The organism is Lentibacillus sp. L22, assembly GCF_040812445.1.
In the GTDB taxonomy this organism is placed as follows: Bacteria; Bacillota; Bacilli; order Bacillales; family Amphibacillaceae; genus Lentibacillus_C; species Lentibacillus_C daqui.
In genome coordinates, this window is record NZ_JBFNXI010000017.1 from 26,019 (window position 1) to 49,868 (window position 23,850).

General features: G+C 41.0%; 22 protein-coding genes. 17 read left to right on the top strand and 5 right to left on the bottom strand.

The annotated features are described in order from the left end of the window. Nucleotides 1-121: 121 nt before the first annotated feature. Entirely contained in the window at nt 122-310 is a 189-nt protein-coding gene (rpmB, locus tag ABRT01_RS09590; RefSeq protein WP_269409281.1) for a 50S ribosomal protein L28, read from the bottom strand. Between the two features lie 229 nt (nt 311-539). Here rpmB and ABRT01_RS09595 point away from each other — a divergent pair, with 229 nt between their 5' ends. Both ABRT01_RS09595 and ABRT01_RS09600 read left to right on the top strand, forming a co-directional pair. Next, entirely contained in the window at nt 540-902 is a 363-nt protein-coding gene (locus ABRT01_RS09595) for an Asp23/Gls24 family envelope stress response protein (RefSeq protein WP_269409280.1), read from the top strand. Nucleotides 903-963: 61 nt separating this feature from the next. Continuing rightward, complete coding sequence (locus tag ABRT01_RS09600; RefSeq protein WP_269409279.1) at nt 964-2,625, top strand: DAK2 domain-containing protein; 1,662 nt, start codon at nt 964-966, stop codon at nt 2,623-2,625. Nucleotides 2,626-2,756: 131 nt separating this feature from the next. Here the strand turns inward: ABRT01_RS09600 and ABRT01_RS09605 are convergent, their stop codons facing one another. The 3 genes from ABRT01_RS09605 to ABRT01_RS09615 form a co-directional block, all read right to left on the bottom strand. Next, nucleotides 2,757-3,185: a GlcG/HbpS family heme-binding protein gene (locus ABRT01_RS09605; RefSeq protein WP_269412548.1), complete on the bottom strand. Its 429-nt coding sequence runs from the start codon at nt 3,183-3,185 to the stop codon at nt 2,757-2,759. A 46-nt stretch (nt 3,186-3,231) separates the two neighbouring features. Beyond that, a complete protein-coding gene (gene fdhA / locus ABRT01_RS09610) occupies nt 3,232-4,449 on the bottom strand; it encodes a formaldehyde dehydrogenase, glutathione-independent (protein ID WP_269409278.1) in 1,218 nt (405 codons plus the stop codon). Nucleotides 4,450-4,691: 242 nt separating this feature from the next. Beyond that, the gene (locus ABRT01_RS09615) at nt 4,692-5,630 is read right to left on the bottom strand and encodes a LysR family transcriptional regulator (protein WP_269409277.1); all 939 of its coding nucleotides are present in this window, start codon (nt 5,628-5,630) and stop codon (nt 4,692-4,694) included. Between the two features lie 358 nt (nt 5,631-5,988). Between ABRT01_RS09615 and ABRT01_RS09620 the strand changes: the two genes are divergently transcribed. The 11 genes from ABRT01_RS09620 (at nt 5,989) to rnc (ending at nt 16,843) form a co-directional block, all read left to right on the top strand. Further along, entirely contained in the window at nt 5,989-7,017 is a 1,029-nt protein-coding gene (locus tag ABRT01_RS09620) for a YkvI family membrane protein (protein ID WP_269409276.1), read from the top strand. Nucleotides 7,018-7,285: 268 nt separating this feature from the next. Then, on the top strand, nt 7,286-8,485 hold the full coding sequence (solA, locus tag ABRT01_RS09625; protein WP_269409275.1) for an N-methyl-L-tryptophan oxidase: 1,200 nt from the start codon (nt 7,286-7,288) through the stop codon (nt 8,483-8,485). 168 nt (nt 8,486-8,653) lie between these two features. Then, the gene (gene sdaAB, locus ABRT01_RS09630) at nt 8,654-9,316 is read left to right on the top strand and encodes an L-serine ammonia-lyase, iron-sulfur-dependent subunit beta (protein ID WP_269409274.1); all 663 of its coding nucleotides are present in this window, start codon (nt 8,654-8,656) and stop codon (nt 9,314-9,316) included. A 21-nt stretch (nt 9,317-9,337) separates the two neighbouring features. Further along, complete coding sequence (gene sdaAA, locus ABRT01_RS09635; protein WP_269409273.1) at nt 9,338-10,222, top strand: L-serine ammonia-lyase, iron-sulfur-dependent, subunit alpha; 885 nt, start codon at nt 9,338-9,340, stop codon at nt 10,220-10,222. Nucleotides 10,223-10,278: 56 nt separating this feature from the next. Beyond that, the gene (gene recG, locus ABRT01_RS09640; protein ID WP_269409272.1) at nt 10,279-12,309 is read left to right on the top strand and encodes an ATP-dependent DNA helicase RecG; all 2,031 of its coding nucleotides are present in this window, start codon (nt 10,279-10,281) and stop codon (nt 12,307-12,309) included. A gap of 108 nt (nt 12,310-12,417) precedes the next feature. Next, nucleotides 12,418-12,978 carry a transcription factor FapR gene (gene fapR, locus ABRT01_RS09645; protein ID WP_269409271.1) on the top strand — a complete coding sequence of 187 codons (561 nt, stop codon included), beginning with the start codon at nt 12,418-12,420 and terminating at the stop codon, nt 12,976-12,978. Nucleotides 12,979-13,035: 57 nt separating this feature from the next. After that, nucleotides 13,036-14,034 carry a phosphate acyltransferase PlsX gene (plsX, locus tag ABRT01_RS09650; protein WP_269409270.1) on the top strand — a complete coding sequence of 333 codons (999 nt, stop codon included), beginning with the start codon at nt 13,036-13,038 and terminating at the stop codon, nt 14,032-14,034. Next, a complete protein-coding gene (gene fabD / locus ABRT01_RS09655; RefSeq protein ID WP_269409269.1) occupies nt 14,035-14,976 on the top strand; it encodes an ACP S-malonyltransferase in 942 nt (313 codons plus the stop codon). Between the two features lie 2 nt (nt 14,977-14,978). Next, nucleotides 14,979-15,722: a 3-oxoacyl-[acyl-carrier-protein] reductase gene (gene fabG, locus ABRT01_RS09660; protein ID WP_269412547.1), complete on the top strand. Its 744-nt coding sequence runs from the start codon at nt 14,979-14,981 to the stop codon at nt 15,720-15,722. A 106-nt stretch (nt 15,723-15,828) separates the two neighbouring features. Further along, nucleotides 15,829-16,065 carry an acyl carrier protein gene (gene acpP / locus ABRT01_RS09665; RefSeq protein ID WP_088050147.1) on the top strand — a complete coding sequence of 79 codons (237 nt, stop codon included), beginning with the start codon at nt 15,829-15,831 and terminating at the stop codon, nt 16,063-16,065. 94 nt (nt 16,066-16,159) lie between these two features. Then, complete coding sequence (gene rnc, locus ABRT01_RS09670) at nt 16,160-16,843, top strand: ribonuclease III (RefSeq protein ID WP_269409268.1); 684 nt, start codon at nt 16,160-16,162, stop codon at nt 16,841-16,843. 122 nt (nt 16,844-16,965) lie between these two features. Here rnc and ABRT01_RS09675 read toward each other — a convergent pair whose 3' ends face one another. Then, entirely contained in the window at nt 16,966-17,199 is a 234-nt protein-coding gene (locus ABRT01_RS09675; protein WP_269409267.1) for a DUF1128 domain-containing protein, read from the bottom strand. Nucleotides 17,200-17,437: 238 nt separating this feature from the next. Between ABRT01_RS09675 and smc the strand changes: the two genes are divergently transcribed. Genes smc through ffh form a run of 4 tightly spaced genes read left to right on the top strand, consistent with a single transcriptional unit; the run spans nt 17,438 to nt 23,741 of the window. Further along, the gene (gene smc / locus ABRT01_RS09680; protein ID WP_367746917.1) at nt 17,438-21,004 is read left to right on the top strand and encodes a chromosome segregation protein SMC; all 3,567 of its coding nucleotides are present in this window, start codon (nt 17,438-17,440) and stop codon (nt 21,002-21,004) included. 15 nt (nt 21,005-21,019) lie between these two features. Then, nucleotides 21,020-22,015: a signal recognition particle-docking protein FtsY gene (gene ftsY, locus ABRT01_RS09685; RefSeq protein ID WP_367746919.1), complete on the top strand. Its 996-nt coding sequence runs from the start codon at nt 21,020-21,022 to the stop codon at nt 22,013-22,015. A gap of 51 nt (nt 22,016-22,066) precedes the next feature. Continuing rightward, nucleotides 22,067-22,384, top strand: coding sequence for a putative DNA-binding protein (locus ABRT01_RS09690; protein WP_269409264.1), 318 nt, complete (start codon nt 22,067-22,069; stop codon nt 22,382-22,384). 13 nt (nt 22,385-22,397) lie between these two features. Further along, entirely contained in the window at nt 22,398-23,741 is a 1,344-nt protein-coding gene (gene ffh, locus ABRT01_RS09695) for a signal recognition particle protein (RefSeq protein ID WP_367746922.1), read from the top strand. The last annotated feature ends 109 nt before the right edge of the window (nt 23,742-23,850 follow it).

The window sequence follows — 23,850 nt, forward strand, 5'->3', positions numbered from 1 at the left end:
GGGCTCATTCAAATAGCAAAGTAATCCACTGGCGTTTTTAGATAATTTCCTAAACGCAGAAAAAGACACTCTATGCATGACGAGTGCCTTTTTGCTAGTCAAACTGATGCTAAGCTTTATGTTATGCGCGTTCTACTTTACCTGATTTAAGGGCACGTGCAGAAACATAAACACGTTTAGGTTTTCCGTCTACCATAACACGAACTTTTTGTACATTAGCTTTCCAATTTCGTTTATTGGCATTCATTGCGTGTGAACGATTGTTTCCACTACGAGTTTGACGTCCAGTTACAACACATTTTCTAGACATGTAAATCCCTCCTTACTGTTTACATGTGTCATTTCTTTTCATACTTATTCAATTTATCACAAGTACTCTTTCATTGCAATACAAACTTAAATTTGTGCCGAAAGAAAGCTTGACAATTAGAAAAAATTCATTCATTGTTAAATGCGTCATTTGGACAAGGGTACGCTTTCAAAAATGAATCGATTGTAGTAAACTATCGATATGATACGGGTATTAAAGGAGGATTATCATGTCCATAGAACTTAATACGAACGATGGCCATGTTACCATCACGAACGAGGTAATAGCAACAATTGCCGGTGGTGCAGCTGTCGAGTGTTACGGTATAGTGGGAATGGCATCCAAAAGTCAGATTAAGGATGGCTTGGCTGAAATGCTTCGGAAAGAGAACTTTTCCAAAGGGATCGTTGTCAGGCAGGAAGAAGATCGGCTTCATATTGATATGTATATTATTGTAAGTTATGGCACGAAAATATCAGTTGTTGCTCATAATGTTCAATCACAAGTAAAATATACATTAAACCAATCATTAGGATTATCAATTGATTCCGTTAACATTTATATCCAAGGAGTTCGTGTCGCCAGGGATTAACCTTTTTCCTCTTGCAATAGGTTCATAAAGGTTGGTTTTTGGTAATGAAGGAGGAACAGGTATGGTACGAGCGTTAGATGGCAAGACATTTGCACGAATGGTACTCTCTGGAGCACACCATTTAACGAATAACGCCAAAAAAATTGATGCATTAAATGTATTTCCGGTCCCGGACGGTGATACTGGAACAAATATGAATTTATCCATGACCTCGGGTGCGGATGAAGTAAAAAAGGTTGAGGCGGAGGCAATTTCGGAAGTGGCTAATGCTTTCGCTAAAGGTTTGCTGATGGGAGCAAGAGGTAATTCAGGGGTTATTCTGTCACAATTGTTCCGCGGCTTTGCGAAAAGTATGGAGAAAAAACAAACATTGTCATCCGAAGATTTGGCTGATGCGTTCGAACAGGGCGTCCGGACCGCATATAAAGCCGTGATGAAGCCTGTAGAAGGAACCATCTTGACGGTCGCCAAGGATGCTGCAGAAGTGGCCTTGACTGAATCTGAGCGGACAACAGATATTGTGGTTTTAATGGAACATGTTCTTAAGGAGGCTAAGGCATCATTAATACGAACACCCGAGCTTTTACCAGTATTAAAGGAAGTCGGAGTGGTCGATTCGGGCGGACAGGGATTGGTTACTATTTATGAAGGTTTTCTTGCTGCGTTAAAAGGAGAAGAGCTCCCTGAAGAAGAAGTGAGTGAATCCGAAATGGACGAAATGGTGAATGCACAGCACCATAAGTTGGCCCAGGATTTTATGGATACATCGGATATTAAATACGGATATTGTACCGAGTTCATGGTTAAATTTGATAAGAAAAAAACAAACAAACATCCATTTAATGAGGAGACATTCCGTAATGAATTGAGTGAACACGGGGACTCTCTGCTTGTTGTCGCGGATGATGAAATCGCAAAAGTCCATGTGCATGTCGAATATCCAGGCTATGTACTGACGATTGGTCAGAAATATGGCAGCCTGATTAACATGAAGATTGAGAACATGCGGGAGCAGCATACGGCAATTGTTGGGGAAAAGCAAGAGAAACCGGCTTCAACTAAAAAAGCGGAGTTTGCAATTGTAACGGTAGCAATGGGAAGTGGGATTGAGGAATTATTCACCAGTCTCGGGGCGACAGTTGTCATTGAAGGTGGACAAACGATGAACCCAAGTACTCAGGATATTACCGATGCGATTGCGAAGGCCAATGCCAAAAACGTATTGGTCTTACCGAATAACAAAAACATAGTGATGACAGCAGAGCAAGCAGCTGAACTTGCAGAAGATAACGTTGCGGTGGTTCCAACAAAAACAATTCCTCAAGGGATTGGTGCTATGTTAGCATTCCATCCAGGTGAAGACATATTGGCAAATAAAGAATTCATGGAACAGGCAGGCCAACAAGTAAAATCGGGACAGGTTACATATGCTGTTCGAGATACAAAAATTGACGGGATAACGATTGAGAATGGCAGCTTTATGGGAATTGCCGATGGAGAAATTAAGGCAACCGATAAGGACAAATCAAAGACGGTCAAAGCCTTGTTAAAAGAAATGATTACCGATGATGATGAGATTCTCACCATTTTGCAGGGGGAAGACGTTAGCGATGAAGAGGTAACGTCATTGGTAAACGATCTGGAAGCTGCTTATGAAGACATCGAAATCGAAGTGCATAATGGAAAACAACCGATTTATTCGTATATTTTGTCCGTGGAATAAATACTGTGTTTCCGGTAAACTAAAAATTCGCCTTTTAAGAAAGGCGAATTTTTTAAATTCTTGCGAGAAACGAATAAGGTATCATTTTTGTTTATAGGTTTCCTGTATATCTTTTTGTAAGCTTCGATTAATTATCGTCCGGCACCAACATTTAAGCTATCAAAAACATTGACAGCTGCTTGTGCTACTTGACAATCGTGCTCTACAGAACTTCCACTAACACCAACAGCCCCAACAACTTTTCCATCTTGGACAAGTGGATAGCCGCCACCAAATACAACAATTCTACCGTTATTAGTTGTATTAATTCCATATAGCTCGGCGTTTGGTACGGTAGCTTCTGCTAAATTTGAAGTTGGCATTTTTAGAGCAACAGAAGTCCATGCTTTGTTTTGGGAAATGTCGATACTTGCGAGCCAGGCATCATCCATACGATGGACGGCAATTAGGTTTCCGCCTTCATCCAAAATAGTAATAACCATATTTACGCCAATCTTTTGTGCTTCTTTTTCAGCACCGTCAATTAGCTGTTTTGCTAAATCCAAATTTACCATACCCATCATTATCTTCCTCCAACTTTAAATAATTAGTCATGTTGCGAAAAAATTACTTTAATGATCCATGCGGGTCAATGACGAATTTTCTTGCAATGCCTCCGTCAAATTTCTTATAGCCTTCTGGAGCTTCATCCAAGGAAATGACTGTGGCGTTAACAGCCTTGGCAATTTGTGCACGATCACTTAAGATCAACTTCATTAAATCACGATGATATTTCATTACTGGCGTTTGACCGGTGACAAAAGTATGTGCTTTTGCCCAGCCTAATCCGAATCTGATTTTGAGTGTTCCTTCTTTAGCATCAGCATCTTCTGCACCAGGGTCACCGGTTACATAAAGCCCCGGGATTCCCAGTCCGCCGCCCGCACGAGTAATTTGCATTACTGAATTTAGTACTGCTGCTGGAGCTTCGCCAGCGTTTTCTCCATGCCCACTTGCCTCAAAACCAACCGCATCAATGGCACAATCTACTTCCGGAACACCAAGAATTTGGTCAATTTGTTCTCCAATATCATCATGTACCCGTAAATTGATGGTTTCGCATCCAAAGCTTTCCGCTTGCTTTAGTCTCTCCTCGTTCATATCACCGACAATAACGGCAGCAGCACCCAATAATTGAGCAGAATGTGCAGCAGCTAATCCAACCGGACCAGCACCAGCAACGTATACGGATGATCCGGGTTTTACTCCGGCACTTACAGCTCCATGGTAACCGGTTGGAAAAATATCCGAAAGCATCGTCAAATCAAGAATTTTTTCCATTGCTTGATCTTTGTCAGGGAATTTTAATAGTTGAAAATCGGCATATGGAACCATGACATACTCAGACTGGCCACCTACCCAGCCACCCATGTCAACATATCCATACGCGGAACCGGGACGATCCGGATTCACATTTTCACAAATATGGGTATCTTGTCTCCGGCAACTCGGGCAGCGTCCACAAGCAATATTAAATGGAACTGAAACTAAATCGCCTTTTTTAATAAACTCGACATCGCGCCCTGTTTCCACGACTTCACCTGTGATTTCATGACCGAGTATAAGTCCGGACGGGGCAGTTGTTCGACCACGTACCATATGTTGGTCACTTCCGCAAATATTAGTTGTGATGACCTTTAAAATGACACCATGCTCACACTTTCTTCCAACGTTAAGTGGGTTAACCCCGGGTCCGTCCTTTAACATGAGCTCAGGAAAATCGATTGACTCGACCTCAACTACCCCTGGTTGTTTATAAACTACACCTCTGTTGGCCGTTACCATTTACATTCCTCCTTCATAGTTTGTATTTGGATTCGATGGTTATGTTTTAAAAATATTTATAACGTCCCCCTTTACAAAATATGCTTTCGTTTTCAAAGAAGCATGCTACTACTTATATCATAGGTGAGAACGCTGTTTTGGTAAAATAGCTAAAATTGATAATTGTTATCACCTGAATTGATACCCTGTATTTATACAGAATCCCCATTCAGTTTCTGTGATAAGTGATAATTTGAAGTAGATTATCTAACTTTCTGGGATCCTTGATCAAAAAGTTGTTCAAAATTGAGATCGTTAAAAACCGGTTTAATCATTGGATGTTGGACATGATTTGTAAATTCATGAATGGTCTCGATGAATTTTTCCATCGCATTGGTTAGATAGGTATCAGCTCGGTGTATAAACGTGGTGGTAATTTGACTATACTTGCTTGGAATTTCATGGCATTGGATGGCGCCTATCAATTCCAAATGGCTAACGGACGAATGGGGAACCAGACTAATGCCAAGACCAGCAATCACACTGCCCAAAATCGTTTCCATAGTTCCAAATTCCTTTGCTTTGGCGTTTATTACGCCCTCATTGCGCAGGAAACTTTCCAATCGGTTGCGGTAACTACATCCTGATTTAAAAACCAAAAGTGGTTTGTTTTTTAGATCATTAAAAGTGACCTCTTCATTAACAGAAATTAAAACCAGTTTTTCCTGGAAAACTTCAACTTGCTTAATCTCGGGATGTATATCAAATCCAGTAACAAAAGCTCCATCAAGTTTATAACGTAAAACCTGATCAATAAGGTCTTCTGTGACGCCGGTTTTAAGTGATAAATCAATATTGGAATAATTTTTGTGAAAGGCGGATAAAATCATCGGAAGTTTCACTACGGTCTCTACTGTCCCAATTTCGAGGGTACCTTTCGGATTATCCAATTCCTGAAATGCTTCTTCCATTTTGTCCAGCATGAACAATATTTTTTCTGTGTATGCTAAAAGTTTTTTTCCGTCAGAAGTCAACGTAGTTCCCCGACTATGTCGCTGAAACAATTGTGCCTGCAAATGAGATTCTAATGACTTAATTCTGGCTGTTACATGTGATTGAACGTAGCTTAGCTCTTCCGCGGCTTTGCTAATACTGCCATTACGAGCAACACTTTGAAAAATAAGCAAGTCTTTAATTTCCATTTACAACCCTCCTAATTATTCCAATTACACCCATTCTGTTTCAGTGATACAAGACATCTTATCTAATCATTATACAAGCGGTCAAATTCATTTTATAATAATTTTGAATATTAAACAAGCTACAATAGGTAGTTTCCGAACACTACAATTTATTTATGATTAAAAGGAGCATTCCATACTTATTCCAATATGAATGCTGAAATGAGAGGGGTTTTTTAGGGTCTGATATTATACTTAAAAAGAAAGTGGGATGGACGTATATGAACAGTAATAATGTGAACGTTAAACAAGTTATTGCTTTTAGTGGAGCTTTTATAGCATTTTGATAGGCTCGGGCTTCGCAACAGGGCAGGAAATCATGCAGTATTTTGTTGCATATGGATATATGGGTATTACTGGAGCAATAGCAGTTTTCCTCCTTTTCATGTATGTTGGAACCAGTTTTATAGTAACGGGGTATAAGTACAGATTTCCGAAACCTAATGACATTTACAAATATTACTGCGGAAAGACAATAGGTAAATTTTTTGATTACTTTTCAGTATTGTTTATTTATCTATCTTTTATTGTAATGATTGGAGGAGCCGGAGCCACCGTAAGACAGCAATTTGAACTTCCGGTTTCAATAGGTGGTATAGGATTGGCCTTACTTGCCGGGGTTACAGTGGTATTTGGACTTAACAGAATAGTTGATGTAATCGGTAAGATTGGGCCAACAATATGTGTTTTAGCTATATTATTGGGAATATCAGCTATTATCATGAATCCTTCTGGTTTAAGTCTGGCAAATCAGATCATACCTCATTTAGATTTATTGCAGGCATCAAGTAATTGGCTGTTCGCAGCAGGTTCATATGTAGGATTTTGTATGCTGTGGCTGGCTGCATTTTTGTCTACAATGGGAGCAACAGCAGTAAACAAGAAAACAGCATCTCTTGGTGCAATTTTTGGAGCACTTGGTTTTTCAGCAGCTATCATAGTGGTATCCTTGGGACTTATGGCAAATATTCAGCAAGTCGAAGGATCTTTAGTGCCCTCATTAATTTTAGCAGAAAACATCCATCCCAGTATAGCAATAATATTTTCATTGATAGTTTTAGCAGCAATTTACTCAACAGCTGTGCCGCTGCTTTGGACAGTTTCATCCAAAATTGCAAATGAAAAGAGTAGTAAGTTTAAATATGTTACGCTAATACTAGCAGTAATAGGAACTTTTGTTGGATTATATGTCTCGTTTGACAGGCTTGTAAATATTGTTTATGTAATTAACGGATACGTGGGGATACTCTTATTAGCTTTAATGATTATAAAAAGCATAAATAATGTTATCGAGGATAAAAAAATTAAAAATGGAAGGTCGCTTGAAACGAAAAGTAACATAAGGTGAGAGATACCTCTCTAAACTCAAATGTGCAAATTATCATAGTAATCATATGGATTATTTCGTTCGTGAATCAGTAAGGCTGATGGGAGACATCTATTTCCATCATTATACTAGACGGCAGATCATCCATATAATAAATATTGACCATTTAATTATGATACTATTTTCTAGCTGGGAAATAACAGTAACCAGAATATGTTGGTGAAACACGAAACAGTGGTTATTATGCAAGCGTTTACTAAAGTCCAAAATTAAATACGAGGTGGAAACGATGACGAAACATTATGATGTTATTGTAGTTGGTGCTGGTTCCATGGGAATGGCTGCAGGATATTATTTAGCCAGGCAAGGAGTAAAGGTTTTACTTATCGACTCCTTTGATCCGCCGCATGATCAGGGCAGTCATGCCGGCGATACCCGAATTATTCGTCACGCATACGGAGAAGGGAGAGAGTATGTTCCCCTGGCACTTCGATCACAAGTGTTATGGGATGAATTGGAAAAAAAGACACACCATAAAATTTTTCTGCAGTCCGGCGCCATGGGTTTTGGGGTAAAAGGAAATGCCCCATTTATTGATGAGGCGATTGCCAGTGGGAAAGAATATAATTTGGATGTCGAGCATTTCACTGGAGCGGAGCTAAATGAACGTTTTCCGGGCTTGTATGTACCAGATGATTACGCGGCTTTCTATGAGCCAAATTCAGGATTTTTGTTTAGTGAAAACTGTATCCAGGCATACCGGGAACTGGGGAAATTTCATGGAGCTGAGTTTTCTGTAAATGATCCCGTAAAAGACATTAAGGTGTATGATGATTCCGTAAAAGTAATTACCGGGAAGGGAACATTTACTGCAGATAGGTTAATTATCAGTGCTGGCTCCTGGAGTGGAAAATTGGCTTCCAAAGTAGGACTCGATTTACCACTTGTTCCAACTCGTCAGCCTGTTGCGTGGTTTGAGCCTAATGAAACATTATTCCATGCGAACGAATTCCCTACATTTATGGTTGAAGTACCAAACGGTAATAACAGAGCGATATATTATGGTTTTCCAACGTTTGGCGGATGCGGTGTCAAGGTAGGAAGACATGAGTATGTTGATGCGGTTGATCCAGACACAATGAATCGTGAATTCGGGTTTAAAGAAACAGATGAAGGTCATATACGCGAATTCTTGGATAAATTCATGCCCAAAGCATCAGGAGCTTTGAAAAAAGGTGTCATCTGTATGTATACAAGAACCCCGGATGGTCACTTTATCATTGATAAGCATCCGGAGCATTCTCATATTTCCATTGCGGCCGGATTCTCTGGACATGGATTTAAATTTGCAAGTGTAGTAGGAGAGATTTTATCACAATTGGCTGTCTCGGGGAAAACCGACCATGACATTTCTATCTTTCGGTTAAATCGACCAGGCCTGACAAAATCTACTGGAGCAAAAAAAGCTGGAAAAAGTTTGGTTAATTAAAGCTTGTTTAGCATTAAAATACATTTACATGATCAATAAATAGTTGGAAAGATCAGACGATGCGATAACTATGGATACTATGCATAATCTAAACAATGATTATCATAGTATTTTTTGTTATAATATACAATAGAAACATAGACGCAAAAAATTAGGTGGTGTTGATCAATGAAATATAACTCAGTGTTTGATATCATTGGTCCGGTAATGATTGGACCATCCAGCTCACATACAGCAGGTGCTGCCCGGATCGGCAAAGCAGCCCGTAATTTGTTTGGTGCAGAACCAACATGGGCGAAAATCCATTTATACGAATCTTTTGCCAAGACATATAAGGGGCACGGGACCGATTTTGCTTTGGCCGGTGGACTACTTGGATTTGATACAGACGATCCCCGGATGAGTAAAGCACTTGATATTGCCCACGAGAAAAATATCAAGATAGAATTTATAGAAGATGATGCAAAGGCGCACCATCCCAATACAGCTAGATTAATAATTGGAAATGATGCAGACAAACTGGAACTGGTCGGTATTTCAATTGGCGGTGGAAAAGTAGAAATAACCGAATTAAATGGATTTGAATTGCGACTGTCCGGCAATCACCCGGCAATTCTAATTATGCACAATGATCGATTCGGGGCGATTGCTTCGGTAACCAGAATCCTGGCAAAACATGAAATCAATATTGGGCATATGGAAGTGAATCGGAAAGATGTCGGCAAAGAAGCTTTAATGGTTATTGAGGTAGATCAGAATATGGAGGATTGGATATTGCAAGAACTGGAGAATGCCGATCACATCTTGCAAATCGCAAAAATTGATTCTTAAATAGGGAAAGGAGTGGGTTTCATGTTTCGTACAGTTGCTGAATTAGTAGAACAAGCTGAGCAAGATAATATATTAATTTCCGAAGTAATGATTCGTCAGGAAATGGATGTGAAGAATGTTTCCCGAGACGAGATTTTTCGAAATATGGAAAACAATCTTCAAGTGATGGAAAATGCCATTGATCAGGCATTGGAAGGTGTGGAGTCGGTAACCGGGTTAACGGGTGGGGATGCAGTATTAATTCAAAACTATATGCGGGAAAAGACACCGCTTTCCGGAAATTTATTGCTTGATGCTGTCAGTAAGGCAATGGGGACGAATGAAGTGAATGCAGCGATGGGCACGATTTGTGCAACACCAACCGCTGGAAGTGCGGGCTGTGTGCCGGGTACACTATTTGCAGTAAAAAATCAACTAAATCCAACCCGTGAACAAATGATCCGCTATTTATTTACGGCTGGAGCATTTGGCTTTGTTGTGGCCAATAACGCCTTTATTTCCGGGGCTGCAGGCGGCTGTCAGGCGGAGGTGGGTTCAGCAGGTGCAATGGCCTCTGCGGCGATTGTGGAAATGGCTGGTGGAACGCCACAACAATCGGCTGATGCATTTGCAATGACCCTGAAAAACATGCTCGGCCTTGTCTGTGACCCTGTTGCCGGATTGGTTGAGGTTCCATGTGTCAAACGGAATGCCGCGGGATCCTCACTTGCTATTGTGTCCGCCGACATGGCGCTTGCCGGAGTAACCAGCAGGATCCCATGTGATGAAGTAATCGGTGCCATGTACCGGATTGGTAAAACGATGCCAACCGCTTTACGTGAAACAGGAGAAGGCGGCCTGGCTGCGACCCCAACAGGTCAAGCGATGAAAGAAAAAATTTTTGGTATGGCTGATACAAAGGCGTAAGCGGAATAGAACGTAATGAATTATACTTTCTTCTTACAGCGAAAGAGTGATATCCATTGTTAAAACAAACCATAGATACAATTAAAGGTGTGGGCGAAAAACTTGCCGAAGATTTGGCCGTACTAAACATTAAGACGGTAGAAGATTTATTGTTTTATTTTCCCTATCGATACGATGTGTTTGAAATCAAACCACTTCAGGAATTAATCCATGATGATAAGGTAACCATTGAGGGGAAGGTGATTCATCCACCTTCCCTCACTTTTTATGGAAAACGGAAATCCCGGCTTGCTTTTACCTTGGAAGTGGAAGGGGTGGCGGTCAAGGCGGTCATGTTTAATCGGGCTTTTGCCAAAAAACAAATTCAACCAAATGATATCATGACGCTTACTGGAAAATGGGATGCGCATCGCTTGCAAATTACTGTCAGTCAATATAAGAAAGGCCATGTAGACCAGCAAGCCACCATCCAGCCATTTTATTCATTAAAAGGCGACATAACAAATATACGGTTAAAAAAGGTAATTAAACAGGCGCTTGATGATTATGGTGACCATGTGGAGGAAATTTTACCAACGAGCTATTTGGATGCTTATAAACTGCCGGATCGTGCAAGTGCATTACGCACCATGCATTATCCGGAAAATCGTGTCAAACTTAAACATGCACGTCGCCGTTTTACATATGAAGAATTTCTGTTGTTTCAATTAAAAATGCAGTTATTACGGAAAATGAAGCGGGAGGCAACTCAGGGAAATGCCCAAAATTATGATACGAAAGAATTGGCAGCATTCATTCATCAATTCCCGTTTTCCCTTACCAAGGCACAACAACGATCACTTAACCAGATTTTGACGGATATGAAATCACCATACCGTATGAACCGGTTACTGCAAGGTGACGTTGGTTCCGGAAAAACAGCTGTTGCCGCCATTTGTCTGTATGGATCAATAACTGCTGGCAAACAAGGGGCATTAATGGTGCCGACCGAAATTTTGGCGGAACAGCATTATGCATCCCTGTGTGAATTGTTCGGGGAAAAAGCAAATATTGCACTATTAACCGGTTCCGTAAAAGGAAAAAAACGCAACGAGATTCTTGCGGCAATTGAAGCAGCTGATATTGATATTATTGTTGGAACCCATGCCCTAATCCAGGATGATGTGTTCTTTGCCGATTTGGGACTAGCTATCGTTGATGAGCAGCATCGGTTTGGTGTGGAACAACGGCGGACATTACGGGACAAAGGTCTTCATCCCGATGTGTTATTCATGACGGCGACACCGATACCGCGAACACTTGCTATTACCTCGTTTGGTGATATGGATGTCTCGGTGATTGACGAAATGCCTTCAGGGAGAAAAGAAATTGCAACCTACTGGGCAAAGGAAAATACCTTGGAGCGAATCCTGCAATTTATTCAACATCGGATTTCTTATGGGGAACAGGCCTATGTGATTTGTCCATTGATTGAGGAATCGGATAAATTGGATATTCAGGATGCTGTCGATTTATATGAACAACTACGCGCATTTTATCCACCGTCTATCAAGGTCGGTTTGATGCATGGCCGGCTTCATCCGGATGAGAAAGAGGCGGTAATGAAGCAGTTCGCCGAAAACGTGATTCAAGTATTGGTATCGACAACTGTAGTGGAAGTTGGCGTCAATGTTCCCAATGCCACCATCATGGTTATTTATGATGCGGAACGATTTGGCTTGTCCCAACTACATCAATTACGGGGGCGGGTTGGCCGGGGGGATAAGCAAAGCTATTGTATTTTGATTGCCGAGCCTAAAGGAGAAATTGGCAAGGAACGAATGCGGATTATGACTGAGACCAATAATGGCTTTGAACTGTCGGAACAAGATTTAAAGCTTCGTGGTCCAGGTGATTTCTTTGGCAAAAAACAAAGCGGCGTTCCCGAATTTAAGGTTGCTGATATGATCCATGATTACCGTGCATTGGAAACAGCCAGAAATGATGCCCAGGAGATTATTGAAGCCAATTTGTTGGAACGCGATACCTTTTCTCGTTTGAAAGCAATGCTTATGCAAGATGATGTTTTCTCAAAAAAGCTTGATTAACAAATTCTTGCAAAATAAAAAGTGGTATTATATATTACTATTAGTACCAAGTCCTAATTCTAAATCGGTATGGGTGAATAGGACTAATAGTAGTGGATGGTGTCCGAAATGAAACGTACGAAAACAGAACGACAACGTTTATTGAAAGAAACAATTGAACATACACCGTTTATCACTGACGAGGAATTATCGCAAATATTTTCCGTCAGCATTCAAACCATTCGTCTGGATCGCATGGAACTTGCTATTCCGGAGGTGCGCAAACGAATCCGCTCGGTTGCGGCTAATCAGTGGAATGAAACGGTGAAGGCACTGCCGCTGGATGAAGTAATCGGAGAAATTATTGATTTAGAATTGGATAAGCGCGCCATTTCGATTTTAAAAATTAAACGCGAACATGTTTTTTCCCGAAATAAAATTGCTCGTGGACATCATTTGTTTGCCCAGGCCAATTCACTTGCAGTAGCAGTTATCAATGATGACCTGGCATTAACCGCCAAGTCTGAATTGAAATTTACTCGACAGGTAACGGAAGGGGAACGTGTTGTTGCCAAAGCATTTGTTGAAGAGGTAAAGGATAATGGTCAAACGACAGTACTTGTTAATAGTTTTGTTGACCAGGAAATCGTGTTTACCGGATCATTTCATATGTACCGATCAAATGGATAACAGGGTATACAAACATTCATAGTATGTTAAACAGGAAACAAAAAGGGAGCAGGTCAGATGAAAATAGCAATTGACGCGATGGGAGGTGACCATGCACCAAAAGAAATTGTACTTGGTGCAATGGATGCCATCAAGGAAATCGACAACTTAGAGATTACATTAATTGGGGATCAGGAAAAAATCAATCCCATATTAACTAATGACCGCATTAACGTGATTCATACTACCGAGGTTATTACAGGTGAAGATGAGCCAGTCCGGGCCGTTCGCCGGAAAAAGAATTCCTCGCTCGTATTGATGGCCAAAGAGGTGAAGGAACAACGTGCGGATGCCTGTATTTCAGCGGGGAATACCGGGGCATTAATGAGTGCCGGCTTGTTTGTTGTTGGCCGTATTCCCGGCATTGACCGCCCGGCATTAAGTCCGACACTGCCAACCATTGACGGAAAAGGATTTTTACTATTGGATGTAGGCGCAAATGTTGATGCAAAAGCACACCATTTAGTACAATATGCCATTATGGGATCGATTTATACTGAAAAAGTCCGTTCGATTAATCATCCAACAGTTGGACTTTTGAATGTTGGAACGGAAGATGGTAAAGGAAACGATCTTACAAAAAAAGCATTTATTCAGTTAAAAGAGGCTCCGGTTAATTTTATCGGCAATGTGGAAGCCAGGGATATTTTAAACGGTGTTGCCGATGTAGTCGTAACCGATGGCTTCAGTGGGAATATTGCATTAAAAACAGTGGAAGGTACCGCACTTTCCATGTTTTCGATGATTAAACAAACATTTATGTCCTCATTTAAAACAAAACTTGCGGCAGCAATGGTCAAACAGGATTTGAAAGGACTTAAAACGAAACTCGATTATTCGGAATATGGCGGTGCTGGTTTGTTTGGCTTGGCCGCCCCGGTGATTAAAGCACATGGCTCCTCAAATCGCAGGGCTATATTTAATGCAATTAAACAAGCGAGCCATATGATTGATAACCATGTAACAGATACAATTAAGCAAACAATCGTTTCTGCCAACGAAGAAGGAGGAAATTAAATGAAACGTGTAGCATTTATGTTTCCAGGTCAAGGTTCACAAACTGTCGGAATGGGCAAAGTGTTTTACGATCAGTATCCGGAAATACAAGCATTATATGAAGATGCGGATAAGGCATTGGGTTTCTCATTGTCAGATCTTATGTTTAATGGACCAGAAGAAACCCTGACCTTGACCGAAAATGCGCAACCAGCACTGTTACTATCAAGTATTGCAATCCATACGTTGCTAATCAAAGAAGAAATTCAACCAGTAATGACGGTGGGGCATAGCCTTGGTGAATACAGTGCGCTGGTTGCAGCCGGTGCTTTATCACTGGAAGATGCACTGCCATTAGTGAATACTCGCGGTCGATTAATGGAAGAAGCATATCCGGCCGGAAAAGGTGCGATGGCTGCCGTATTGGGAATGAAGCAAGAAGATATTGAGACGGTTTTACAAGAATTATCCGATGACGAAATAGTTGATATCGCCAATTTGAATTGTCCGGGACAAATTGTAATTTCCGGTACAAAAGCAGGAATTGACGAGGCGGCGGCGAAATTAAAAGAGAGTGGCGCAAAACGTGTCCTGCCACTAAATGTGAGTGGACCATTTCATTCCCGGCTGATGAAATCCGCCAATGAACAATTTGCCAGGAAGTTGGACGAGGTCAAGATCACGGAAGCAAGCGTTCCTGTTTATGCTAATGTAACAGCTGCACCCGTGACAGATAACGATGAGATTAAAGAACTTTTACTGAAACAGCTTTATTCACCTGTCCGTTTTGAGGAATCCATCCGGCATATGCTAAATGAAGGCATCGATGCATTTGTAGAAGTGGGGAATGGGAAAGTATTAAGCGGGCTGGTTAGAAAAATTAGCCGGAGAACAAAAACGTTTGCCGTTCAGGACCAGGAGTCATTGGATGCGTTTATTTCCTGGTATAAGGAGGAATCCTGATGTTGTTGGAAGGGAAAACTGCGCTGGTAACCGGTGCATCACGTGGTATCGGTCGTGCCATTGCATTGGAATTGGCCAGACAAGGTGCCAATGTTACTGTGAATTACGCTGGAAATGAAGCAAAGGCACAAATGGTAGTTGAAGAAATTCAAAAGTTGGGCGCCAAAGCTTTTAAAGTGAAAGCTGATGTGACCAATGAAGCAGATGTTAAAGATATGGTGAAACAAATTATTAGTGAATTCGGCAGTCTGGATATACTGATTAACAATGCTGGAATAACTCGTGACAATCTATTAATGCGTATGAAAGAGGAAGAATTTGATCAAGTTATTAACACCAATTTAAAAGGCGTCTTCATTTGCACCAAAGCCGTTACCAGACAAATGATGAAGCAGCGTAATGGAAAGATCGTAAATGTTGCCTCTGTCGTCGGTGTCAGCGGGAATCCTGGACAGGCCAACTATGTCGCTGCTAAAGCTGGTGTGATTGGTTTAACCAAAACTGCTGCGAAAGAATTGGCATCACGGAATATTTTTGTCAATGCGGTTGCACCAGGCTTTATTTCAACCGATATGACCGATGCATTGACAGATGAACAACGTAAAGGCATGCATGATCTGATTCCACTGGGTAAATTGGGAGAGCCGGAAGATGTGGCCAAAGTTGTCCGTTTCCTTGCCTCAGACGATGCCAATTATATCACTGGACAAACCATTCATGTAGATGGCGGAATGGTGATGGGATAGCAGAAATAAAGGGCCTTAAAAGAGTTTTAATGCTTTTCAAGATGTATAAGCTATGCTAAGCTAAGAAAGGTCTTAATAAGATTACCTTTGAAAGGGGGTGAACGGTGTGGCAGACGTATTTGATCGTGTAAAAGATATCATTGTCGACAAACTTGATGTGGAAGAATCAAAGGTAACATTAGAAGCTTCTTTCAAAGATGATCTTGATGCAGATTCATTGGACGTAGTTGAACTTGTCATGGAATTGGAAGATGAATTTGATATGGAAATTGCGGATGAAGAAGCAGAGAAAATTAATACAGTAGGTGATGCTGTTGACTACATAAACAGTACCCAATCTTAATAATTTGTGATGTGAATTTTACAAGAAAAGTCTCGCGTAATGCGAGGCTTTTAAGCATACTTGATACCTAAACGATATTGAAGCAGGTGACATAATGGATGTTGCAAAATTGGAGAAAACATTGGGTATTACATTTCATGATCATAGTTTAATCAAATTGGCTTTTACACATTCATCCTATGTGAATGAGCATCGAGGGGAAGTATTTTCGGATAATGAACGGCTGGAATTTTTGGGTGATGCGGTCCTGGAATTGGCAGTTTCCCAATACTTGTATCGCAAAAACCCTAAAATGCCTGAAGGGGAGATGACCAAATTACGCGCGGCAATTGTATGCGAGCCTTCCCTTCACCATTTTGCCCGTGATTTGGAATTTGGTGATCAGCTATCACTTGGCAAGGGAGAAGAACAAACAGGCGGACGCGAGCGACCAGCCATCCTTGCTGATGCATTTGAAGCGTTCCTGGGTGCATTGTATCTGGATCAAGGGTTTGATACAGTATTACAATTTATGAACAAATTTATTTTTCCGAAGTTAACCACTGGTGCCTTTTCGCATGCGATGGATTATAAAAGCCAATTACAGGAGCTTGTACAACAATACCCAAATGCTACAGTTGAATACCACATAGTTGAAGAAAAAGGACCGTCACATGATAGAGAGTTTGTTTCTGAAGTCACGTTCCGGGGAAAAGTTTCCGGTCGTGGAATTGGCCGGACCAAAAAAGAAGCAGAACAACGCGCGGCCAAACATGCGTTGGATGCGTTTAATCAATAAGTTAAAAGGCTGTTTTTTACAATGTAAATGACAGCCTTTTGCCCATATAGTTATTCTATAGTCTGTAAAACGGCTTTATAAATGAGGCGCGACGGCTGTGGTCTTGTCCAAGGGTATAAAACCTACTGTCCTTGACCTTTTCTCACCGATTTTAATTCATCGATAAATGCATGGGTTTCGGATGGGCTTAATTGGCCTTTTTGTTTAACCATATCATACATGAATTTTAAATCCTCGTATTTGTCCAAGTCATAGTCTTCAGGATCCATGATCGATCGATTAACGACCCCAAGTGTTTCTGCTAAATCATCCAAAATTATTTTTAAGTTTTCTGTGGAAGGATTTTCTAACCCCATATAATCACTCCTGTTTTAAAGTTTCATTTGAATAGTAACGATAAATATGTACGATGGCGGTCTTGCGCTTCTTTTGTCTCTTCCTTTATGATAAAATAAATGCGGTAAAATGCCAAATACTATTTTTTGTTTGGCATCTGGAAAGTAGTCGGGGTTCAGCATTGTTGGATAAAGAAAAGGCTATATTGCCGGCTTTTTATCTGATCTCTTATACCTGACTTAGTTAAGGAGAATGACTATGTATTTAAAACGGTTGGAAAGTGTTGGTTTTAAATCTTTTGCGGAACGGATCAATGTTGATTTTGTCCCGGGCGTAACAGCGGTGGTTGGACCGAATGGAAGCGGCAAAAGCAATATCACCGATGCCCTTCGCTGGGTGCTTGGGGAACAATCCGCCAAATCTTTGCGTGGCTCGAAGATGGAAGATATTATCTTTCAAGGCAGTGACACAAGAAAACCGTTGAATGTTGCTGAAGTCACCCTGGTGCTGGATAACGCTGATCAAACGTTACCACTTGATTATGATGAGGTTAGTGTGATGCGCCGTGTTTATCGGTCAGGGGACAGCGAATTTTATATCAATAAGCAAGCCTGTCGCTTAAAGGATATTGTTGATCTATTTATGGACTCCGGGCTTGGCAGGGAGGCTTTTTCGATTATTAGTCAAGGCAAGGTGGAGGAAATCTTAAGCTCCAAAGCTGAGGAACGCCGGACTATTTTTGAAGAAGCGGCAGGAGTATTAAAATATAAACAGCGAAAAAAGAAAGCCGAATATAAATTAGCTGAAACGCAGGAAAACTTAAATCGCGTAGAAGATATTATTCATGAAATACAACAACAAATGGAACCGTTACAGGAGCAAGCAAGCACGGCACAGACATATCTGGAACAAAAAGAGCAATTAAAAGAACAGGAAATTTCCCTGCTCATTGCGGAAATTGAGCAATTACATGGAGAATGGAAAGCGCTACTTGCTGAAATTGAAAACAAAAAACGAAAGGAAGTAGCTTTAACAACAGAGATTCAGCAAAAAGAAGCAAAAGTGGAAGATGAAAGGAATTACATTGCAGATTTGGATGAACGGATTGAGGTATTCCAATCATCACTGTTATCTATCACCCAAGAGCTGGAACAATTTGAGGGAAAAAAACAGCTCCTCAATGAACGAATCAAGCATTTCACGGAAAACAAGGCAGAATTGGAAACACAGCAGCAGGAAACAGTCGAACGTATGAAAAAAATAGCAGAACAATTGACAGCGGAAAAGCAGAAACTAAAAGAGCTGACAAACCAACATGCGGAAACAAAGCAAAAAGCTGAACAACTTGAAAAACAATTAAACATGGAAGAAGAAAATATTGCCGAAAAAATTGAAGGATTAAAAGCCGATTATATTGAGTGTCTTAATGATCAGGCAGCAAAACGGAATGAAAAACATTCCATACAGCAACAACTGCAGCAAATTAATGTAAAAAAAGAAAAACAGGCGGAAAAATTTGCTGATCTTTTAGCAGCCAGAGAAAATTTAGCTAACAAGCAGCAGGAGATCAACCATATCCTTCAACAAAAACAACAGGACGTTCAGAATAAAGAAGCGTCCATTCAAACAATAAAAAATAATTTGGAACGAGCACGAAGCCATTTCCAAGAGTCACAGACAAAACTTTACCAAGGCTATCAGTACATTGAAAAATTAAAGTCCAAAAAAGAAATGCTTGAAGAAATGAAAGAGGATTTTCAAGGATTTTTTAATGGTGTAAAGGCGGTTTTAAAGGCACGGGAAGAACAAAAGCTTGATATGATCTATGGTGCCGTCATTGAATTGGTTGATGTGCCCAAAAATTATCTAACGGCAATCGAAACGGTGCTTGGTGGACAGGCGCAGCATATTGTGGTTGCAGATGATGTTGCTGCAAGAAAAGCCATTGCCTGGTTGAAACAGACCAACAAGGGACGTGCCACCTTTTTGCCGCTAGCTTCCATTCAGCCGAGATACATCGCTTCAGATTTATTGGCAAAGGTAAAACAACATCAGGGATATGTGGGCGTTGCAGCTGATCTGGTTTCTTGTAATCAGGCTTATCAAAAAGCGGTTCGACATTTAATGGGGCATGTATTAATAGCTAAAACATTAAAAGACGCAAATGAAATTGCCAAAGTTGCCATGAGAAAATTCAGAGTGGTTACCCTGGAAGGAGACGTGGTTAACCCAGGTGGTTCAATGTCTGGCGGGGCGCAAAAGAAAACGAATCAATCCTTGTTTACAAGGGAGAAAGATTTACAGGAATTAACGCAAAAGCTTGAGGAATTTCAACAGCGGACAACGGCGTTTGCATCCGGTGTAAAAAAAGAAAAACAGACGGTCGAACAATTGGAAACAGAACTGGAGGCAGGGAGAAAACAACTGGAAAGCGGGCGAAAAGTGTTACAGGATATCCAGGCAGAATCAAGAGAAATAGAGCTAAAACAAGCATCATTAAATGAAAATTTGACGATGTATGATCAAGATAAACGCCAATTTGACCAGGACGTTGATCAGCTTAAGCAACGGGAAACAGTCTTATCCGATGAACTAACAAAAATCGAGCACCAATTAACCACTACCCAGCAGCAAATTGATGAACTAACCGAACAGGACGCAGCTTTTCGGGAAAACCAGGAACAAATGCTTACACGTTATCATGCCTATCAAGTAAGCCTTGCCGAGCAGGAAGAACGTCTGAAAAGCCAACGTGAAAAAACCACCTCATGTAATAAACAATTACAGGAACTAACCGAACAAAACGACCTGTATACAACCAAACTGGCCGAGTTAACAGATTTAAATGAAAGTGATATGACTGAAGAAGAAATAGATCAACATATTCAGGAAAAACAGGATGAAAAAGGACAAATCACGGAAAAGATCCAGGAAATGCGAACGGATCGCACCGGACGTACCCAACGGATTCAGGATCAGGAACGGGAAATAAAAGAAGCAAATAAACACCATCAAGCGTTTGTAACTACAATCCAGGAAAAAGAGGTTAAAGCAAACCGGTTGGATGTGGAACTGGAAAATCGGCTGTCCCGTTTGCAGACAGAATATACACTTACATTTGAACGCGCCAAACAAACATATAAGAAGGCTGCGGATACAACAAAGGCCAACGAGCGTGTGGAACAGTTAAAACAATCGATTGATCGCTTGGGTAATGTAAACCTGGGAGCGATTGAAGAATACGAGCGTATTTCAGAACGGTACGATTTCTTATCGGAACAGAAAAATGATTTGGTTGAAGCAAAACAAACTCTGTACCAAGTGATCGCTGAAATGGATGCAGAAATGGAAAATCGTTTTTCAACTACTTTTTCACAAATTCAAGTGGAATTTACGACCGTATTCAAAGAATTATTCGGTGGCGGACGAGCTGCTTTAAAATTAACCGATCCGAAAAATTTGCTTGATACGGGGGTTGATATCATCGCCGAGCCTCCAGGTAAAAAGTTACAGCATCTTGGCTTGTTATCCGGTGGTGAACGCGCCTTGACCGCAATTGCTTTATTGTTTGCGATTTTACGTGTGCGGCCGGTACCATTTTGTGTGCTTGATGAAGTAGAAGCCGCTCTCGACGAAGCGAATGTCGTCCGGTTTGCCAAATATGTAAAAATGTATAGTAAACAAACACAATTCATTGTAATTACCCACCGAAAAGGTACGATGGAGGAAGCGGACGTCTTGTATGGGGTGACGATGCAGGAATCAGGTGTTTCCCGATTGGTATCGGTTCGACTGGAAGATACCGAGGAATTAATTACGACATAAAGGGATGTGTGAATGATGGGTTTCATGGATTCATTGAAAAAGAAATTCAAACAAAGTGATACAGAAGAAGTGTCAACGAAGTATAAAGAAGGAATGAAAAAGACGCGCGGTTCATTTTCCGGAAAAATAAACGATTTAATTGCCCGTTATCGGAAAGTGGATGAAGATTTTTTTGAAGAGCTGGAGGAAGTGTTGATAGCTGCCGATGTTGGTGTGACGACCGTGATGGATTTGATTGATGAATTGAAAATGGAAGTAAAGCGGCAAAACATCAAAGATACCAAAGAAGTAAAAGAAGTCATTTCCGAGAAGCTTGTCGATATCTATTATGGTGAGGAAGATGACGAAATCGAGGGACTTAACCTGCGAGAAGGGGAATTAACGGTTATTCTGGTCGTAGGTGTCAATGGGGTTGGTAAAACAACGTCAATTGGCAAGCTTGCCTATCAATTAAAACAGGATGGAAAAAAGGTAATCCTGGCAGCCGGGGATACTTTCCGAGCCGGGGCAATTGAACAGTTGGAGGAATGGGGCAAGCGAGCCGACGTCGATGTCATTAAGCAAAATGCCGGCAGCGATCCGGCGGCAGTCATTTTCGATGGTATTAAAGCAGCCAAATCACGAAAAGCGGATGTTCTTATTTGTGATACGGCGGGACGGTTGCAAAACAAAGTCAACTTAATGAATGAACTTGCCAAAGTAAAAAGAGTCATTGAAAAAGAAGTGCCCGGTGCGCCGCATGAAGTATTGCTGGTATTGGATGCAACAACCGGACAAAATGCCATGAGTCAGGCTAAAACATTTTCTCAAAGCACAGATGTATCCGGCATTGTGCTGACGAAGCTTGATGGTACAGCCAAAGGCGGGATTGTTCTGGCCATTCGGCATGAATTGCATATCCCGGTGAAATATGTGGGGTTGGGTGAGCAGGTAGATGATTTACAAGCATTCGATGCCAACGCTTTTGTTTATGGTTTGTTTGCGGATTTGCTTGAAGAAGAGAGCGAGTAATGGTAGTATAGATTGTAAAGTGAAAGCACTTAACAAGGGGTGAGATCCAGATTGTTGGAAAAGACGACACGCATCAATTATTTATTTGATTTTTATCAGGCATTATTAACCCCTAAACAACAAAGTTATATGGATATGTATTATTTGGAAGACTATTCATTAGGTGAAATCTCCGAACTGTCCCAAGTGTCTCGACAAGCTGTATATGATAATATTAAACGGACTGAGACGATGCTTGAAACCTATGAAAAGAAATTACATTTATATGAAAAATTCGAGCAGCGCGCAAAACTGCTGGATAAATTGGAACATACAACAAAAGAAAAGTCTGTTTTGGACATTGTTAAACAATTAAAAGAATTAGATTAGGGGGACACCTTCTATGGCATTTGAAGGACTTTCCGACCGCCTGCAAAAGACAATAAAGAAAATAACAGGTAAAGGTAAAGTAAGTGAGCAAGATGTTAAAGAAATGACACGCGAAGTTCGTCTTGCTTTACTGGAAGCTGATGTCAATTTCAAAGTGGTTAAAGATTTAATTAAACGGATCAAGGAACGTGCAATCGGGCAGGAAGTAATGGATAGCCTGACACCCGGTCAGCAGGTTATTAAGGTCGTAAAGGAAGAATTGACTGAACTGATGGGTGGAGAGCAAAGCAAGATTGCTGTGGCTGAGAAATCACCTACAGTTATTATGATGGTTGGTTTGCAAGGTGCCGGTAAAACGACAACGACCGGCAAGCTTGCCAATCTATTACGAAAAAAACACAATCGTAATCCATTATTGGTTGCTTGTGATGTGTACCGCCCGGCGGCGATCAAGCAGCTGGAAACGTTGGGTACGCAATTAAATATGCCGGTATTTTCCATGGGAACCGAGGCAAATCCGGTTGATATTGCTACAAAAGCGATTGATCAGGCAAAGCAAGATCACCAGGATTATGTGATTATTGATACCGCCGGACGGTTGCATGTGGATAACGAGCTAATGGATGAATTGCAGCAGATCAAACAGTCGGTCAAACCGGATGAGATTTTTCTTGTAGTGGATGCAATGACCGGACAAGATGCCGTAAATGTAGCTGAAAGTTTTAATGAACAATTGGATATTTCCGGTGTTGTGTTAACCAAGCTTGATGGAGATACTCGAGGTGGTGCTGCTTTATCGATTAAAGCGGTAACCGATAAACCGATTAAATTTGCCGGGATGGGCGAAAAGCTGGATCAATTAGAGGCATTTCATCCGGAACGTATGGCATCAAGAATTCTTGGTATGGGTGATGTGCTCACCTTAATCGAAAAAGCGCAAACAAATGTTGATGAGAAACAGGCAAAGGAATTGGAAGACAAGATGCGTTCCATGTCCTTTACTTTTGATGACTTTCTCGAACAAATGGGCGAAGTAAAAAAAATGGGACCACTGGAAGACTTGCTTTCGATGCTTCCTGGAGCAGGGAAAATGAAAGGTTTGAAAAATGCCCAAATCGATGAGAGTCAGCTTACTCAGGTGGAAGCGATCATTCAATCGATGACCAAAAAAGAACGGCAAGAACCTGCCATTATGAATGCAAGCCGCAAGAAGCGAATTGCCAAAGGCTCCGGCACATCCGTTTCCCAAGTTAACCGCCTGCTCAAACAATTCAGTGAAATGAAGAAAATGATGAAGCAAATGACCAATGCGCAAAAAGGAAAAAAAGGCAAAGGTATGAAGTTTCCGTTTATGTAAGCTCAAAAGCGGAGGCGCCCGGATTACCTAAACGGATCCAACATGTAATGGAAAAACCCTTTACAGACTAAAAACTTTCTGTTAGAATCTAAACTTGTGATGAACATTT

Bases quoted from the DNA above. Each gene is read 5' to 3' on its own strand.
- ABRT01_RS09600 (WP_269409279.1), top strand. From the start codon at position 964: ATGGTACGAGCGTTAGATGGCAAGACATTTGCACGAATGGTACTCTCT.
- fabD (WP_269409269.1), top strand. From the start codon at position 14,035: ATGAAACGTGTAGCATTTATGTTTCCAGGTCAAGGTTCACAAACTGTC.
- sdaAB (WP_269409274.1), top strand. From the start codon at position 8,654: ATGAAATATAACTCAGTGTTTGATATCATTGGTCCGGTAATGATTGGA.
- ABRT01_RS09675 (WP_269409267.1), bottom strand. From the start codon at position 17,199: ATGGGGTTAGAAAATCCTTCCACAGAAAACTTAAAAATAATTTTGGAT.
- ABRT01_RS09615 (WP_269409277.1), bottom strand. From the start codon at position 5,630: ATGGAAATTAAAGACTTGCTTATTTTTCAAAGTGTTGCTCGTAATGGC.
- ABRT01_RS09605 (WP_269412548.1), bottom strand. From the start codon at position 3,185: ATGGGTATGGTAAATTTGGATTTAGCAAAACAGCTAATTGACGGTGCT.
- rnc (WP_269409268.1), top strand. From the start codon at position 16,160: ATGGATGTTGCAAAATTGGAGAAAACATTGGGTATTACATTTCATGAT.
- ftsY (WP_367746919.1), top strand. From the start codon at position 21,020: ATGGGTTTCATGGATTCATTGAAAAAGAAATTCAAACAAAGTGATACA.
- ABRT01_RS09620 (WP_269409276.1), top strand. From the start codon at position 5,989: ATGCAGTATTTTGTTGCATATGGATATATGGGTATTACTGGAGCAATA.
- smc (WP_367746917.1), top strand. From the start codon at position 17,438: ATGTATTTAAAACGGTTGGAAAGTGTTGGTTTTAAATCTTTTGCGGAA.
- plsX (WP_269409270.1), top strand. From the start codon at position 13,036: ATGAAAATAGCAATTGACGCGATGGGAGGTGACCATGCACCAAAAGAA.
- sdaAA (WP_269409273.1), top strand. From the start codon at position 9,338: ATGTTTCGTACAGTTGCTGAATTAGTAGAACAAGCTGAGCAAGATAAT.
- fdhA (WP_269409278.1), bottom strand. From the start codon at position 4,449: ATGGTAACGGCCAACAGAGGTGTAGTTTATAAACAACCAGGGGTAGTT.
- fapR (WP_269409271.1), top strand. From the start codon at position 12,418: ATGAAACGTACGAAAACAGAACGACAACGTTTATTGAAAGAAACAATT.
- solA (WP_269409275.1), top strand. From the start codon at position 7,286: ATGACGAAACATTATGATGTTATTGTAGTTGGTGCTGGTTCCATGGGA.
- ffh (WP_367746922.1), top strand. From the start codon at position 22,398: ATGGCATTTGAAGGACTTTCCGACCGCCTGCAAAAGACAATAAAGAAA.
- ABRT01_RS09595 (WP_269409280.1), top strand. From the start codon at position 540: ATGTCCATAGAACTTAATACGAACGATGGCCATGTTACCATCACGAAC.
- rpmB (WP_269409281.1), bottom strand. From the start codon at position 310: ATGTCTAGAAAATGTGTTGTAACTGGACGTCAAACTCGTAGTGGAAAC.